14 protein-coding genes and 1 riboswitch are annotated in these 15289 nt (G+C 74.5%); of the genes, 3 read left to right on the forward strand and 11 right to left on the reverse strand.

Annotated features, from left to right (window positions below; all coding sequences use genetic code 11):
• Positions 1-113: 113 nt before the first annotated feature.
• A complete protein-coding gene (locus amrb99_RS47550; RefSeq protein WP_190868704.1) occupies positions 114-842 on the reverse strand; it encodes a (Fe-S)-binding protein in 729 nt (242 codons plus the stop codon).
• A gap of 362 nt (positions 843-1204) precedes the next feature.
• Between amrb99_RS47550 and amrb99_RS47555 the strand changes: the two genes are divergently transcribed.
• Positions 1205-1408, forward strand: a complete 204-nt coding sequence (locus amrb99_RS47555; protein ID WP_190868705.1) for a DUF5999 family protein — start codon at positions 1205-1207, stop codon at positions 1406-1408.
• A gap of 116 nt (positions 1409-1524) precedes the next feature.
• Here the strand turns inward: amrb99_RS47555 and amrb99_RS47560 are convergent, their stop codons facing one another.
• Positions 1525-2139 (reverse strand): alpha/beta family hydrolase, encoded by a 615-nt coding sequence (locus amrb99_RS47560; RefSeq protein ID WP_190868706.1) that lies wholly within the window; start codon positions 2137-2139, stop codon positions 1525-1527.
• A gap of 64 nt (positions 2140-2203) precedes the next feature.
• On the opposite strand from amrb99_RS47560, the gene amrb99_RS47565 reads away from it, so the two are divergent.
• Positions 2204-2620, forward strand: a complete 417-nt coding sequence (locus tag amrb99_RS47565) for a PPOX class F420-dependent oxidoreductase (protein ID WP_347257175.1) — start codon at positions 2204-2206, stop codon at positions 2618-2620.
• Between the two features lie 12 nt (positions 2621-2632).
• Here the strand turns inward: amrb99_RS47565 and amrb99_RS47570 are convergent, their stop codons facing one another.
• On the reverse strand, positions 2633-3748 hold the full coding sequence (locus amrb99_RS47570; protein WP_190868708.1) for a tetratricopeptide repeat protein: 1116 nt from the start codon (positions 3746-3748) through the stop codon (positions 2633-2635).
• A gap of 522 nt (positions 3749-4270) precedes the next feature.
• On the reverse strand, positions 4271-7147 hold the full coding sequence (gene gcvP / locus amrb99_RS47575; protein WP_190868709.1) for an aminomethyl-transferring glycine dehydrogenase: 2877 nt from the start codon (positions 7145-7147) through the stop codon (positions 4271-4273).
• Between the two features lie 172 nt (positions 7148-7319).
• Positions 7320-7414: riboswitch (glycine riboswitch) on the reverse strand.
• A gap of 300 nt (positions 7415-7714) precedes the next feature.
• Between gcvP and amrb99_RS47580 the strand changes: the two genes are divergently transcribed.
• Positions 7715-10177: a lysylphosphatidylglycerol synthase transmembrane domain-containing protein gene (locus amrb99_RS47580; protein ID WP_347257176.1), complete on the forward strand. Its 2463-nt coding sequence runs from the start codon at positions 7715-7717 to the stop codon at positions 10175-10177.
• A 45-nt stretch (positions 10178-10222) separates the two neighbouring features.
• Here the strand turns inward: amrb99_RS47580 and amrb99_RS47585 are convergent, their stop codons facing one another.
• From amrb99_RS47585 to amrb99_RS47615, 7 genes are all read right to left on the reverse strand, one after another.
• Positions 10223-10828 (reverse strand): MerR family transcriptional regulator, encoded by a 606-nt coding sequence (locus amrb99_RS47585; RefSeq protein ID WP_190868711.1) that lies wholly within the window; start codon positions 10826-10828, stop codon positions 10223-10225.
• A 483-nt stretch (positions 10829-11311) separates the two neighbouring features.
• On the reverse strand, positions 11312-11782 hold the full coding sequence (locus tag amrb99_RS47590; protein WP_151546279.1) for a bifunctional nuclease family protein: 471 nt from the start codon (positions 11780-11782) through the stop codon (positions 11312-11314).
• A gap of 141 nt (positions 11783-11923) precedes the next feature.
• A complete protein-coding gene (locus amrb99_RS47595) occupies positions 11924-12643 on the reverse strand; it encodes a MerR family transcriptional regulator (RefSeq protein WP_206700390.1) in 720 nt (239 codons plus the stop codon).
• Between the two features lie 53 nt (positions 12644-12696).
• Positions 12697-13230: an FHA domain-containing protein gene (locus amrb99_RS47600; RefSeq protein WP_151547269.1), complete on the reverse strand. Its 534-nt coding sequence runs from the start codon at positions 13228-13230 to the stop codon at positions 12697-12699.
• 306 nt (positions 13231-13536) lie between these two features.
• Positions 13537-14316: a DUF881 domain-containing protein gene (locus amrb99_RS47605; RefSeq protein WP_190868713.1), complete on the reverse strand. Its 780-nt coding sequence runs from the start codon at positions 14314-14316 to the stop codon at positions 13537-13539.
• Positions 14313-14645 carry a small basic family protein gene (locus amrb99_RS47610; protein WP_173092574.1) on the reverse strand — a complete coding sequence of 111 codons (333 nt, stop codon included), beginning with the start codon at positions 14643-14645 and terminating at the stop codon, positions 14313-14315. Before amrb99_RS47610 ends, amrb99_RS47605 begins: the two co-directional genes overlap by 4 nt.
• A 165-nt stretch (positions 14646-14810) precedes the next feature.
• A partial coding sequence (locus tag amrb99_RS47615) for a DUF881 domain-containing protein (RefSeq protein WP_190868714.1) occupies positions 14811-15289 on the reverse strand: 479 nt, incomplete at its 5' end.

A 15289-nucleotide genomic window follows, 5' to 3' on the forward strand; every position in this document is an offset into this window, starting at 1 on the left:
GCGCAGGGCGGTGTCGGCCAGCGCCGCCCGCGCGGCGACGGCGAACTTCGGCGGCGCGGTGCCCGCCCCGTGAGCCCCTCCCGCTCCCGCGGGCGGCCCCGGCGGCGCGCCGGTCACGCCGGCCCCGTCGCGGCCAGGATCTCGGCCAGATGCATGACCCGGACCCCGCCGCGCAGCCGCGACAGCGCCCCGCCGATGTGCGCCAGGCAGCCGTTGTCGACCGCGCACACCACGTCCGCGCCGGTGTCGCGGACGTGCCGGACCTTGTCGGCCACCATCGCCACCGAGACGTCGGCGTTCTTCATCGCGAACGCGCCGCCGAACCCGCAGCACTCGTCCGCCGCCGGAAGCTCCACCAGGTCGAGGCCCTTCACCGCGCGCAGCAGCCGCAGCGGTCGGTCGGCGACGCCGAGGGTCCGCGCCGACTGGCAGGACGGGTGGTAGGTGACGCGGTGCGGGAAGTAGGCGCCGACGTCGGTCACGCCGAGCACGTCCACCAGGAACTCGGTCAGCTCGTAGACCGCCAGGTCCTCGGCGGCGCGGGCCAGCGCCGCGTCGCGGGACGCCCGCGCGATCCGCGGGTAGGCGTCGCGGACGGCGGCGGCGCACGACGCCGACGGCGCCACGATCGCCTCCGCGCCCTCGAACGCGGCGGTGAACGCGCGCGCGAGGCCGGCCGCCTCGCGGTGGTAGCCGGTCGTCCAGTGCACCTGGCCGCAGCAGGTCTGGCCGGGCGGGTAGGAGACGTCGTGGCCGAGCCGCTCCAGCAGCGCCGTCACGGCCCTGCCGGTCGCGGGGAACAACGCGTCGTCGAAGCACGCGACGAACAGCGCGACGCGCATACCGGCCTCACCCCCCACGCTCGCAAAGCCCGGTCCCCGGGGCACATCGTAGGACGCCCGGAGGCCGCGTCCGGGTGAAACGATCGCACACACCGACCGGAACCGGGCGCCCCGGTAAGGAAGATCCAACGGGCGGGAACGTTTTCCGGACGTCGGCGTGTCGTTCTTCGTCCGTTATCGAGCGTGAGGAACGCTATGCCTGGCACCTCGGGGTGAGGCGGGTCACAGATCACCGGCACTCCGGTACCAAAGGACAACCGTCCCAACGGGCTATGGCCGGGTCGAGCGAACCGTTCCACACTGGGGTGCGTCATAAGGGAAAGCACCACAACCGACCAGTAGTTGAGACCGGAGGCACGCCGATGTGCCCGCACCAGCCGCCCTGTCCCTCGCACAACGCGCCCGACCGCGACGCCGCCAGGACGCTCGCCGCCCATCCCGAGCAGGGGTGGAGCCTGCTGTGCAACGGCGTCGTGCTCTTCGAGGACACCGGCGAGCTGCTGCCCGATGGAGTGGTCATCGCCCCGCACCGGCCGACGGACCTGAAGGCGCCGTCCGCCGCGTGACGAGTCTCCGACGGGGGACTAGTTCGAACGGGTGATCATCCTCGGGGGCACGCCCGCCCGACCACGCCCTCTGGGCCCGCACCGGGCCCAGGGGCGTACTGCTGTCCGGGCCCCTCTCACCGGGCCGTCCGCGCCGGGGCAGCCGCCCAACGCCGCAGCCACGGCTCCGCCGCCCGGCCCGCCTCGGCGGGGTTCTTGTTCAGGTCGTGCCGCTCCCCCGGCAGCACCTCGACATGCGCCGCGTCCGCCGCGTCCGGCACCCCGAACGGGTCCCGGTCGCCGTTGACGACCAGCACCTCCACGCCCGCGCCGCGCAGCTCGTCCACCCGGGTCTTCTCCGGCTTGCCGGGCGGGTGCAGCGGGAACGCCAGCGCGATCACCCCCGCCGCGCCGACCGCCGTCGCCGTCCGGCACGCGACGCGCGCGCCGTTGCTCCGGCCGCCCTGCACGAGCGGGACGTCCCCGTACCGCTCCCGCAGCACCCCGACGACATCGAGCCACGCCTCGTCCTGCTTGACGGCGGAGCCGGGCGCCCTGCGCCCCGCAAGCCGGAACGGCTGCATGACCCGCGCGACCGCGCCGTCCAGCCCGAGCGCGACGTCGCGGACCGCCAGCAGGTCGGGCGCGTCCACTCCTCCGTTCGATCCATGCGTCAGGACCAGCAGGAACGCCGGGCGGTCCGGGCCGTCCAGGGTCGCCTCGGCGGGCCCGTGCGCGGTCTGGATCTGCATGACGCCACGGTATCGGCCCGGCACGGCCGGTGATCGCGTGGGGCACACTGGACGGATGGAGATCATGACCGACAGCGAATGGCGCGCCTTCGTCCTGGAGGGCACCCGCACCGGCAAGGCCGGCGTCACCCGCAAGGACGGCACCCCTCACGTCACGCCGATCTGGTTCGTCCTCGACGGCGACGACCTGCTGTTCACCACCTACCACGAGAGCATCAAGGCGCGCGTCCTCGCCCGCGACCCGCGCCTGTCGGTGTGCGTCGACGACCAGACGCCGCCGTTCTCGTACGTGATGATGCAGGCCGAGGCGCGGCTCATCGAGGACCTCGACGAGCTGCGCAAGTGGGCGACCGCCATCGGCGGCCGCTACATGGGCGCGGACCGCGCGGAGGAGTTCGGGGCGCGCAACGCGGTGCCCGGCGAGTACCTCGTCCGCGCCCGCATCACCAAGGTCGTCGCGCAGCGCCACATCGCGCACTGAGGCGCGGCGGGGTCAGCCTCCCGGGCGCTCCGGCGGCGGGGCGCCCATCGCCAGCCGCAGCCGTTCCGCGAAGCTCTCGTGCAGCAGCGGCCCCCACGGGTACCCGTCCGGCACCCGGACGGCGTCGCCGATCACCTCGTCGACGCTTCCGGGCCGCTCCTGCTCGCCCGCGTACCGGACGGCCAGCAGCGCGTACATGTGGTCGAGGGCGCCGAACGCCTCGCCGGCGAGCGCGGGCAGCGTCCCGTCGCTGACGGCCTGCTCGACGACCGGCTCCCACCACAGGTCGGCGGGGTCGGCGTCCTCGTCGCCGAAGTCGCGGCGCAGCCGGGCCCGCACCTGGCCGGCGACGCCCGGGTCGGCGAGGCCGCGCCGCCACACCTCGCCCGCCTCCGCGCCGCGCCCGCGCAGCGGCAGCGTGCGCGCCAGCAGCTCCGTCGCGAGCGGCCCGACCTCCGGGTCGGCGGGCTCGGACGGGTCGCCGAGCGCCGCGCCGAACGCGCCGACGGCCTGGTCGAGGTAGGAGATGCCGAGCGCGACGGCGAGCCGCGCGTACGCGTACGGGGCGCCGTCCCGCTCGATCAGCCTGAGCCCCGCGGCCAGCACCCGCTGCGCGCGGGCGGGCTCGCCGCGCTCCAGCAGCCGCTGGGCGAGGTCGTGCGCGGCGGGCGGCCCGTACTCGGGGTCGCCCGTGCCGATCACGGCCTCCCAGTGCTCGCACGCCTCCTCGAACGCGCCCGCGTCGTCGGCGAGCCGCGCGAGGGCGAGGTGGGCGGGCGGCAGGTACGCCGGGTTGCCGAAGTCGACGACGACGCGCCAGGCGGGCGCCGCCTCCTCGTGCTCCCCGGCCCGCTCGTGGGTGAGCGCCAGGTGGTAGGCGGCGCGGGGGCCGTACTCGGGGTCGCCGGTGGCGATGGCGGCCCGGTCGGCCTCGCGGGCCGCCTCGACGTCGCCGCCGTCGTCCAGGACGACCGCGAGGCCGAGCGCGGCCTGCGCCCGGCACGGGGTGTCGCCGAGCGCCAGCACCCGCTCGAACAGCAGCGCGGCCTCCCCGGCCGCGCCGTTCTCCGCGAGGCTCCGCGCCTCCTCGCACAACAGGGCCGGGTCGTCGGCCGCGGACTCGCTCATCGGTCTTCTGCCCTCTGGGGGTCGGGGTCCGTGCCCTCTGCGGGCCGGGTCCGCCCAGAGCCTAGCGACCGAGCCGCCGCCCGTCCCGGAGGACACCCGGAAACCCCGCCAAGATCACAAAACCCCGTATCCCCGCCCACGCGAGCCGCCCGAACCCCCGTCCGCTGACCCGGCTGCACACCCGCCCGCTGACCCGGCTGAACACCCATACGGAAGAAGAACCTCAGCCACGGTCACGGGCAGGCACGCGGAGCGAGCGCAGCGAGCGGAGCGGGCCTGCCCGACGGTTGAGGGGCTGTTTCCCGCGGAGCGCTAGCGGAGCGGGAAACAGCCCCTCAACCGTGACGGGGGTTCCAGGGGGTCGCCCCCTGGGAAAACACGGGCAGGCACGCGGAGCGAGCGCAGCGAGCGGAGCGGGCCTGCCCGACGACGGACAAGGCGTTTCACGCGGAGCGCCAGCGGAGCGTGAAACGCCTTGTCCGTCGCAACGGGGGTTCCAGGGGGTCGCCCCCCTGGGAGGACTCAGTCCTCGAACGCCTCCGGCGGGGGGCAGGAGCAGACGAGGTTGCGGTCGCCGTAGGCCTGGTCGATGCGGCGGACCGGGGGCCAGTACTTGGTCTCGCGGAGCGCGGGGACGGGGTAGGCGGCCTCGTCGCGGGTGTAGGCGTGCTTCCAGTCGTCGGAGACGAGGCAGGCGGCGGTGTGCGGGGCGTTCTTGAGCGGGTTGTCCTCGCGGTCGTAGCCGCCGTCGGCGACGCGCTGGATCTCCCGGCGGATCTCGATCATGGCGTCGCAGAACCGGTCGAGTTCGGCGAGGTCCTCGGACTCGGTGGGCTCGATCATCAGCGTGCCGGCGACGGGGAAGGAGAGCGTCGGGGCGTGGAAGCCGTAGTCGATGAGGCGCTTGGCGACGTCCTCGGCGGTGATGCCGGTCTCCTTGGTGATCTTGCGGAGGTCGGCGATGCACTCGTGGGCGACGAGGCCGTTGCGGCCGGTGTAGAGGATCGGGTAGTGCGGGCCGAGGCGGGCGGCGAGGTAGTTGGCGCCGATGATGGCGCCCTCGGTCGCGGCGCGCAGGCCGTCCGGGCCCATCATCGCGATGTACGCCCAGGAGATCGGCAGGATGCCCGCGGAGCCCCACGGCGCGGCGGAGATCGGGCCGACGCCGGTGCCGGCGGGGCCGGCCTCCTCGCGGAGCGGGTGGTTCGGCAGGAACGGGGCGAGGTGCTCGCGGACGCCGATGGGGCCGACGCCGGGGCCGCCGCCGCCGTGCGGGATGCAGAAGGTCTTGTGCAGGTTGAGGTGGGAGACGTCGGAGCCGAACTCGCCGGGGCGGGCGAGGCCGACGAGGGCGTTGAGGTTGGCGCCGTCGACGTAGACCTGGCCGCCGGCGGCGTGGACGGCGGCGCAGACGTCGGTGATCGACTCCTCGAACACGCCGTGCGTGGACGGGTACGTCACCATGATCGCGGCGAGCCGGTCGCCGTGCTTTCCGATCTTGGCGTGCAGGTCGTCGAGGTCGACGTTGCCGCCCTCGTCGCACTTGACGACGACGACGCGCATGCCCGCCATGACGGCGCTGGCGGCGTTGGTGCCGTGCGCCGACGAGGGGATGAGGCAGACGTCGCGGTGCTCGTCGCCGCGGGACGCGTGGTAGCCGCGGATGGCGAGGAGGCCGGCCAGCTCGCCCTGGGAGCCGGCGTTCGGCTGGACGGACACCTTGGCGTACCCGGTGATCTCGGCGAGGGCGTCCTCCAGCTCGCGGATCAGCTCGAGGTAGCCGGCGGCCTGGTCGACCGGCGCGAACGGGTGGAGGTTCGCGAACTCGGGCCAGGTGATCGGCTCCATCTCGGCGGTGGCGTTCAGCTTCATCGTGCAGGAGCCGAGCGGGATCATCGAGCGGTCGAGCGCGATGTCCTTGTCCTGGAGCCGTCGCAGGTAGCGCAGCATGGCGGTCTCGGAGCGGTGCGCGTGGAAGACCGGGTGGCTGAGGTAGGGGCTCTCGCGGCGCAGGCCGTCGGGGATCGCCTCCTCGGCGCCGCCGATATCGGCGGGCACGCCGAACGCCTCGAGGACGGCGGTGACGTGCTCGGGGAGCGTCGTCTCGTCGCAGGCGACGGCGACGTGGTCGGCGCCGGACGGCCGCAGGTTGATCCCGCGCTCGCGGGCGGCCGCGACGACCTCGGCGGCGCGGCCGGGGACGCGGGCGAGGACGGTGTCGAAGAACGCGCCGTGGACGACCTCCACGCCGCCGGCGCGCAGGCCCGCGGCGATCTCGGCGGCGCGGCGGTGCGTCCGCTGGGCGATCGCGGCGAGGCCCTCGGGGCCGTGGTAGACGGCGTACATGCTCGCCATGACGGCGAGGAGGACCTGCGCGGTGCAGATGTTGCTGGTGGCCTTCTCGCGGCGGATGTGCTGCTCGCGGGTCTGCAGGGCGAGGCGGTACGCGGTGGCGCCGTCGGCGTCGACGGACACGCCGACGAGGCGTCCGGGAAGCTGCCGCTGGATGCCCTCGCCGACGGCCATGTAGCCGGCGTGCGGGCCGCCGAACCCGTACGGGACGCCGAACCGCTGCGCGGAGCCCACGGCGATGTCGGCGCCGGACTCCGCCGGCGGCCGCAGCAGGGTCAGGGCGAGCAGGTCGGCGGCCACGACGACCTTCGCGCCGCGCTCGTGCGCCTGCGCGGTGATCGGCTCCAGGTCGCGGACGGCGCCGGACGCGCCCGGGTACTGCAGCAGGACGCCGAAGAAGTCGCCGTCGGGCAGCCCGGCGGACAGGTCCGCGACGACGACCCCGATGCCGAGCGGGACCGCCCGGGTCCGCACGACCTCGATCGTCTGCGGCAGCGCGTCGGCGTCGACCAGGAACGTCCCGGGCTCCTTGCGCTTGGACACCCGGTGCGCGAGCGCCATGGCCTCGGCGGCGGCGGTGCCCTCGTCCAGCATGGAGGCGTTGGCGACCGGCAGGCCGGTCAGGTCGGACACGACCGTCTGGAAGTTCAGCAGCGCCTCGAGGCGGCCCTGCGAGATCTCCGGCTGGTACGGGGTGTACGCGGTGTACCAGCCCGGGTTCTCCAGGACGTTGCGCAGGATCACGCCCGGCGTGATCGTCCCGTGGTAGCCGAGGCCGATCATCGAGGTGAGGACGGTGTTGCGGGACGCCAGCTCGCGCAGCCGGGCCAGCGCGGCGGTCTCGCTCAGCGCGGGCGGCAGCTCCAGCGGCCGGGACGTGCGGATCGCCGCCGGGACGGCGTCGTCGATCAGCGCCTCCGCGCCGGAGTAGCCGATGGCGGCCAGCATCCGGGCCCGCTCGTCCGGGGACGGGCCGACGTGCCGGTCGGCGAACGTGGAACGGGGGTGCTGCGGCGAGGCCACGGGGGCGAAGAACTGGGCGGTCATGGAGAGCCTCCTGGCTGCTGCGGTCGCTCAGGGCCGCCGCCGGCAACGGGCCGGCGGCCGGTCTCCCCCTCTGTCATCGGCACCTGAGAGCTTCCCCCGCCGGGCGGGATTTCCCCTTCGGTGAGCCGCCCCTCCCCCGGTCGGGGGAACGGCGCCTGCTTTCCAGAGGTGCCTCGTCCGCGCGGTCCTTTTGCCTGAGAGGTTCCGGGGAGGTTGCCCCTTCGGCGCCCCACGCTGGCCGCATGGGGTCTCTCCCGCGCAGGGTCGACGGCATGTCCGGAACAAACCCTACCCAACCATCGCGCGCGCGATCGTCGCGCGGGGCCGCGAACCGCCGCAACGGCGGCGCGTCCCGGCGCGCGGAACCGGGGTGATGGACGGTCCGGGCATCTACCGGCAAGTACGATGTGCACAGCTCACCGGGGCGGGCCGCGGGCCGCGCGGCCACCGGGCGGGACGGGGCGCGGCGCCGTCCGCGCGGCCGGCCGGACGGGGGTCGCGTTGGCGGCGCGCCGCCGGCCCTGGGACGCTGATCACGATGGCGGACGGTCAGGGCGGCGGTACGGCGTGACACAGACCCACGGCGGGGCGGTGCGCCCGGCGACGGGCGCGACCGCCGGCGTCCCCGTGGACGAGCCCGCCCAGCCGGACCGGATCCGCCGGTCCGCCGACGCGATCAGGTTCGGGGTCTCGTGCGTCACGCTGGCCGTGGTGATGCTGCTGGTGTCGATCGCGCAGCAGACCACGCACGGGCTGCAGACCGACATCGCGCAGGGCACGGCGCACGCCCCGCGCCTGCTGCTGTCGCTGGCCACGCTGGCGTCCAGCTTCGGGGTGCTGACGGTGCCGATCGCGTTCGCGGTCGAGCGGCTGTTCCGCAAGGACGGCATGCGGGTCGCGATCGCGCTGCTGGCCGCCGTGATCGCGTTCGGGATCACGGTCGGGCTGGACGACTGGGTGACGAGCGCCGCGCCGGGCGGGGTGCTGGACTCGCTGATCTGGGGCGGCACCAGCACCGCCCCGGTGCACACCGACATCGCCCCGGTGATCGCGTTCGTCACGGCGGTCGGGATGGCGGGGCGGACCCGCTGGCAGGCGGTGACGTGGACGCTCATCGGGCTGGCCGCGCTGACCGGGCTGACCGCGTCGTACGCGTCGGTCGCCGCGCTCGCGGCCACCTACCTGCTCGGCCGCGCGATCGGCTACGGGACGCTGTACGCGGTCGGAACGCCCAACCCGCGCCCGACCGGGACGACGGTGGTCTCCACGCTGGAGCGGCTCGGGCTGTGCCCGCGCCGCGCCGCGCGCCTCGGCGATCCCGGCGACGCCGCCGCGGACCGCCGCTACGGCGTCGTCCTCGACCGGCGGGACGAGGAGTGCCGCGCGCCGGGCGAGCGGCGGCCCGGCCGGTGGGACCTGGAGGTGCGGGTCCTCGACCGCGACCAGCAGACCGCGGGGCTGCTGTACCGGATGTGGCGGACGCTGCGGCTGAGCCGCACCACCACGGGCCGGGCGCTGCGCCCGCTGCGCCGCTCCCTCGAGCTGGAGTCCCTGATGGCGTACGCGGTGGACGCGGCGGGCGCGCGCACTCCCCGGCTGGTGGGGACGTCGGAGGTCGGCACGGAGGCGGCGCTGCTGGCCTACGAGCACGTGCCGGGGCGGCGGCTCGGGGACGTCCGGGACGAGGAGGTCACCGACACCCTGCTCGCCGACGTGTGGCGGCAGTTCCGGCGGCTGCAGGAGGGCCGCCTCGCGCACCGGCGGCTGGAGGAGGACGCGATCCTCGTCGGCGACGACGGCCGCGCCTACCTCACCGACATGCGGTCCGGCGAGATCGCGGCCGGCGACCTGGCGTTGCGGCTCGACCTGGCGCAGCTGCTCACCACCGTGGCGCTGCGCGCGGGCCCCGAGCGGGCGGTGCGGACCGCGGCGTCGGCGCTGGGCGAGGACGCGCTCCCGGCGGCGGTGCCGCTGCTGCAGCGGGTGGCGCTGTCGCGGTCGACGCGGACGGCGCTGCGCCGTGACCGCGAGCTGCTGACCCGCATCCGGGAGCAGATCGTCGCGCTGAAGCCGGAGACGGAGGCGGCGCCGGTCCGGCTGGAGCGCTTCCGGCCCCGGACGATCTTCAGCATCGTCGGCCTGTCCGTCGCCGGCTACATCGTGCTCCCGCAGGTCGCGAGCCTCGACTTCGCGCACCTGCTGTCGACCGTCACCTGGCACTGGCTGCTGATCGCCCTCGCCGGGTCCGCCGCCACCTATCTCGCGGCGGCGTACATGCTGCTGGGCTTCGTCCCGGAGCGGCTGCCGCTGGGGCGGACGGTGCTGGTCCAGCTCGCCGCGTCGTTCGTGCAGCTGGTCGCGCCGGCCGCGGTCGGCGGCGTGGCGATCAACACCCGCTTCCTGCAGCGGTCCGGCATCCGCTCGGGTCTCGCGGTCGCCAGCGTCGGCGCGTCCCAGCTGGTCGGGCTGGTGGTGCACGTGCTGCTGCTGGCGCTGTTCGGCTTCCTCACCGGCTCCACCCACAACGCCACCAAGGACCTGGCGCCGTCCCGCACGATCATGATCGTGGTGCTGGCGCTGGGGCTGGCCGCCGGCGCGGCGCTGACGATCCCGCGGGTGCGGCGGTTCGCGACGTCACGGCTGCGGGCGATGTTCTCCGGCGTGGTGCCGCGGCTCGTGGACGTCCTGCAGTCGCCGCGCAAGCTCGCCACCGGGCTCGGCGGGACGGTGGGGCTGACGGTGGCGTACGTGGTCTGCCTGGACGCCTCGATCCGGGCGTTCGGCGGGTCGCTCCCCTGGACGGCCGTCGTGGTGGTGTTCCTGACCGCCAACGCGGTCGGCTCCGCGGTGCCGACGCCGGGCGGGCTCGGCGCCGTCGAGGGCGCGCTGACGCTGGCGCTGACGATCTCGGGGCTGACCGCGGAGACGGCGACGTCCGCGGTGCTGCTGTACCGGCTGCTGACGCTGTGGCTTCCCGTGCTGCCGGGCTGGGCGGCGTTCGCCTATCTCCAGCGCAAGGAGGCGATCTGAGGGGTCGGAGGCCGTCCGGGGGCGGCCGCGGGCTCGCGGGAGGGGTCAGCCGGTGCGGCGGGCGCGCCGCCGGTTCGCCAGCTCATCGTGGGGGTGTTCGAGAGGGTCCGGGTCGTCGGTGGCGGCGCGTTCGCCGGGAAGCTCCGCCAGGCTTCCCTCCACCTCCTGCCACACCCGTCCGAGCGCGATGCCGAAGACGCCCTGCCCGCCCTGGAGGAGGTCCACGACCTCGTCGGCGGAGGTGCACTCGTAGACGCTCACCCCGTCGCTCATCAGGGTGATCTGCGCCAGGTCCTGGACGCCGCGGTCGCGCAGGTGCGTCACGGCGGTGCGGATCTGCTGCAGCGACACCCCGGTGTCCAGCAGCCGCTTCACGACCTTCAGCACCAGGATGTCGCGGAAGCTGTAGAGCCGCTGGCTGCCCGATCCCTGCGCCGCGCGGACGCTCGGCTCGACCAGCTTCGTGCGGGCCCAGTAGTCCAGCTGCCGGTAGGTGATCCCCGCCGCCGCGCACGCCGTCGGGCCGCGGTAGCCGACGTCCTCCGGCGGCGCGGACACCTGCGTGTCGAAGAGCAGGCCCTGCTCTCCGGCGCGTTGTGACGCCATGTGCCTTTCGGGGGTCGCCTTGCCCTCGCCGCTGCTCACCGCCACGCGGACCTCCGGCTTCTATCAGCCCGTGGCGCTTCGTCAAGGGGGTTTGACGAATTACACCACGGGTGTTCCACCAGCACGGTAGGTGCCGGTCAGGGTGTGGTCAACGTTCACCGTCGGCGCGTCGCATGCCCGGATGAACCGGCTTCACGTGGGCAAACTGCGCACCCTAGCCGCCAACGCACTCCTACCCCGTTGGTCACCCCTCGGAAACTGCCAGGTCCAGGGCAATGCAAGACCAATCGCGGCACGGCATGAACTTACACCCTGAAGTGACATTCCCCACTCCATCCGCCAAGTCCGGCCCGCACCGCTCCATCACACAGCGTAACCGATGCCCGCTCGAACAGGCGGGACGTGCCGCGGAGCGCCGGGCGCGGCCGTACCGCGGGTCCGGACGGAAGGTCGGAGCGGCGGCCCGTACGGCGCGGTCTACCGGTGCGGCGCGAGGCAGTCGGCGCGGTCTAGCCGGCGCGGCGCGGTCTAGCCGGCGCGGCCGAAGTCCTCCGGGGAGATGGTGTCGAGGAACTCGCGGAACTTCTCGACCTCGTCCTCCTGCTCGTCGGGGATGGCCACGCCGGCCTCCTCGAGGACGTCCTCGCTGGCGAAGATCGTCGCGCCGGTGCGCAGCGCCAGGGCGATGGAGTCGGACGGGCGGGCGCTCACCTCGACGCCGTTGGAGAAGACCAGGTCCGCGAAGAAGATCCCCTCGCGCAGGTCGGTGATGTTCACGGTGCGGAGCTGGACGCTCAGCGCGTCGAGCACGTCCCGGAACAGGTCGTGGGTGAGGGGGCGCGCGGGCAGCACGCCCTGCTGGGCGAAGGCGATCGCGGTCGCTTCGACCGCCCCGATCCAGATGGGCAGGTAGCGCTCGCCCTCCGTCTCCTTCAACAGGACGATGGGCTGATTGGAGGGCATCTCGACCCGGACGCCGACGACCTCCATCTGCTTCACTGCGGCTCCCTGCTGGTCGACGCTGTCTCGATCACCACGTGCACCGGACGGATCCTCGACGAATCCTGTAGCCCAACGTACACCCAGGCTCGGACAGGGTGGCGCGGCGGCGGGCGGCAAATGCCTCCCCGGACCCCCTGATCAGGGGTCGAGGCTTTCGCGAAGGCCCGCCGACAGCAGGGCGGCGTGGAGCCGGACGGAGAGCGCGGCGATGTCGCGCGCGGTCTCGGCGGCCTGCTCGTGCGCGCCCGGGCTGCGCCGGCGCAGCTGCGGGGCGACCATCTGCTCGATCAGGCCGGCCTGCCGGTCGGCGGCGGCCTTGGCGGCGCGCAGGTGGCGGACCTCGAAGCCGTGCTCGCCGAGCGCGGCGGCGGCGCGGGCCACGGTGAGGGCCTCGCCGTCGTAGTGGGTGCCGTTGCGGCGGACGAGCCCGTACTCCTCCAGGTCGCCGAGCAGGTCCTCGCCGATGCCGGCGCCGTCCAGGAGCTGGCGGCGGGTCAGCCGGACGGCCGGGTCGGGCGCGTCGGCGCCGGCCGCGACCAGGGTGCGGGGCCGGCGGGCGGGCTCCTCGGCGCGGGCGCCGAGCGGCGGGACGGCCTCGCCGCGGTCGCGGGCCTCCAGGTGCTGCCGGATCGCGCGCAGCGGCATGTAGTGGTCGCGCTGCGCGGTGAGCACGAACCGGAGCCGCTCCACGTCCGCCGGGCCGAACTTGCGGTACCCGGCGGGGGTGCGCTCCGGTTCCACGAGCCCCTCCGACTCCAGGAACCGGATCTTGGAGATGGTGATGTCGGGGAACTCGCTCCTGAGCAGCCCGAGGACGTCCCCGATGGTCATCGGGGACCGGGCCGGCTGCGCGTTCAAGGGCCCTCCCATCGTCGCCGAGACCCCGTGCTCCCCCGCCGCTCCGGTCCTCGTCAGGCGTGCGCCGGGTTGGTCAGGAAGACCAGCCGGAACTTGCCGATCTGGACCTCGTCGCCGCCGGACAGGCCGGCCTGGTCGATCCGCTGCCGGTTGACGTAGGTGCCGTTCAGGCTGCCGACGTCGCGGACCGAGAAGGTGCCGCCGTGCCGGGCGAACTCGGCGTGCCGGCGGGAGACGGTGACGTCGTCCAGGAAGATGTCGCTCTCCGGGTGCCGTCCGGCGGAGGTGCGGTCCTTGTCGAGCAGGAAGCGGCTCCCCGCGTTCGGCCCCCGCTTGACGACCAGCAGCGCGGTCCCGGGCGGGAGCGCCTCCATGGCGGTCTGGTCCGGACCGGGCTGCTCCTCGGCCTCCTGGCCGGTGTCCAGCGCCTCGAACCCGCCGATGGAGATCGTGGAGGTCGACTCGCCGGGCGACTCCCGGTAGATCGGCGGCTGGGCGCCCCGCGTCAGCGGGGTGCCGCAGTTCGAGCAGAAGCGGGCATCATCCGGGTTGGCGTGACCGCACTGCGTGCAGTAGACGCTCGGCATAGATCGGCTCGGCCTCCTACCATCGGCGCGCCGCCCGCGGACGCCCCGCTGCCGCGGGAGCCGCGTGCGCCACGCGCATCCTTCACCCAACCCACGCCGGGGACCCGCCCCCGACCACGGTCCTGCTCACCGCCCGCGCACGCGACGGTCGCCGCAACTTACGCGGGTATTGCCCGAGGGGTCAACCGGAACGGTGAACCGACCGCACCACGGTACCCGTGCCGATGATCGCCGGTCTACGCCGCCGCGCGGGCGGCGCCGATCGCGACGTCCCGGACGGCCGTTCACCGCTCCCCCCGTTCCCTCTTACGGAGACCGTATCGCGCTCACGGTCACTTTCGCGCGCGGGGTGATCGAGACGGTGGCACCGGCGGCCCGCAGCGTCCGCACGACGCCGCCCGGAATGTTGAGCGCCGTGGTCATGGTGTGGGGGTCCCCGATGGCGAGGAACGTGTACGGGGCGCGCAGCGTGGCCCCATCCGCGAGGACGCCGTCGCGGTCGTCGACGAAGTAGGTGTCGACCCCGGCGCGGACGTCGTTGACCTGGACGACCTCGGCGCCGGCGTCGCGGAGCTCCTCCAGCGCGTCCAGGAGGCCGCCGGCGCGGACGCCGCCGCGCGGGTCCTGGACGACCATCTGGATGCCGGGCCCTTCGGCGGGGAGTGTGCCCGCCAGGAGCCCGTAGGTCGTGGCGCGCTTGCGCGCCTCCTCCAGGGCGGCGCCGCCCTGGGCGTCGCGCTGCAACTCGGCCTTGGTCTCCTCCAGGTCGCGGATGTCGCCGCGGAGCCGTTCGGACCGCTGGCCCAGATCGGCCAGGATGCCGACCAGCTCGTCCTGCCTGGCGGTGGCGAACGTGGTGTCGCGCTTGGTGGAGCGGACCTGCACGGCCACCGCGAAGCCGACGAGGACGCACAGCAGCCCGCCGATGAGCTGCCCCCAGCTCGCCCTGGGCCGCAGCAGGGCCATCACCCCGGTGAGGGGCGGGGGCGGCTCGTCCGGCGGCTCAGCGGGCCGCTCAGGAGGCCGCCCGGGCGTCTCCGGCCGGTCGGGCGCCTCGGGCCGCTCACGGGCGTCGTCGCCGCTCATGCGCCGAACAGCTTCCGCCGGATGCCGGCCGCGTTGGAGAAGATCCGGATGCCGAGGACGACCACGACGCCGGTGGACAGCTGCGAGCCGACGCCCAGCTCGTCGCCGAGGAAGACGATCAGCGCCGCGATGACGGTGTTGCTGAGGAAGGACACGACGAACACCTTCTCGTCGAAGATCCCCTCGAGCCGGGCCCGGACGCCGCCGAACATGGCGTCGAGCGCCGCGACGATGGCGATGGGCAGGTAGGGCTGGAGCCACAGCGGGACGTCGGGGTGCAGGAGGAGGCCCAGCACCACGCCGATCACCAGCCCGATCAGCGCGATCATTCCCTGGCCGTCCCTTCCGTGCGCGCCGCGGCCGCGGCGGCCGCGTGCGCGGTCGTTCCTTGGGCGGTCGTTCCGCACGCGGCCGTTCCGTGCGCGGCCGTTCCGTGCGCGGCCGTTCCGTGCGCGGCCGTTCCGACCGTGGTCGTCGTGTGCCCGGTCATCGCGTCACCCGCCCGCTTCCGGGACAGGCGTGGCGTAGCGCAGCCGCAGCGCGCCCGCCGCGGGCAGCCGGGCGCCGGACGTGCGGTGCGCGTCGTACCGGATGCGGTACCGCTCCTCGAGGTCGCGCAGCCTGCGGTCGGCGGCGGAACCGGTGAACGCGTCCCGCACGCGGTCCGGGTCGCCGAGCGCCGTGACCTCGTACGGGCCGGTCAGCGGGCGGTAGTCCACCAGGATCGCCTCCCCCGCGGTGCGGATCGCGGTGACCGGGGTGAGCCGGCGCCCGTTGATCCCGATGGCCGTGGCGCCCGCCGCCCAGAGCCCGTTGACCAGCACCTGGAGATCCTGATCATAGACCCGGCCGTCGGAGTCCCCGCCGCCGTCGCCGGGCGCGTCGCCGAGGGTGACGACGAGCCCGGGGCCGGAGGCGGGCTCGGCGGCCGCGGCGGCGGCCTGCGCGGCGAGGTCGCGGCGGACGCGGCGGC

It is taken from the genome of Actinomadura sp. RB99, assembly GCF_014706005.1.
Lineage (GTDB): Bacteria > Actinomycetota > Actinomycetes > Streptosporangiales > Streptosporangiaceae > Spirillospora.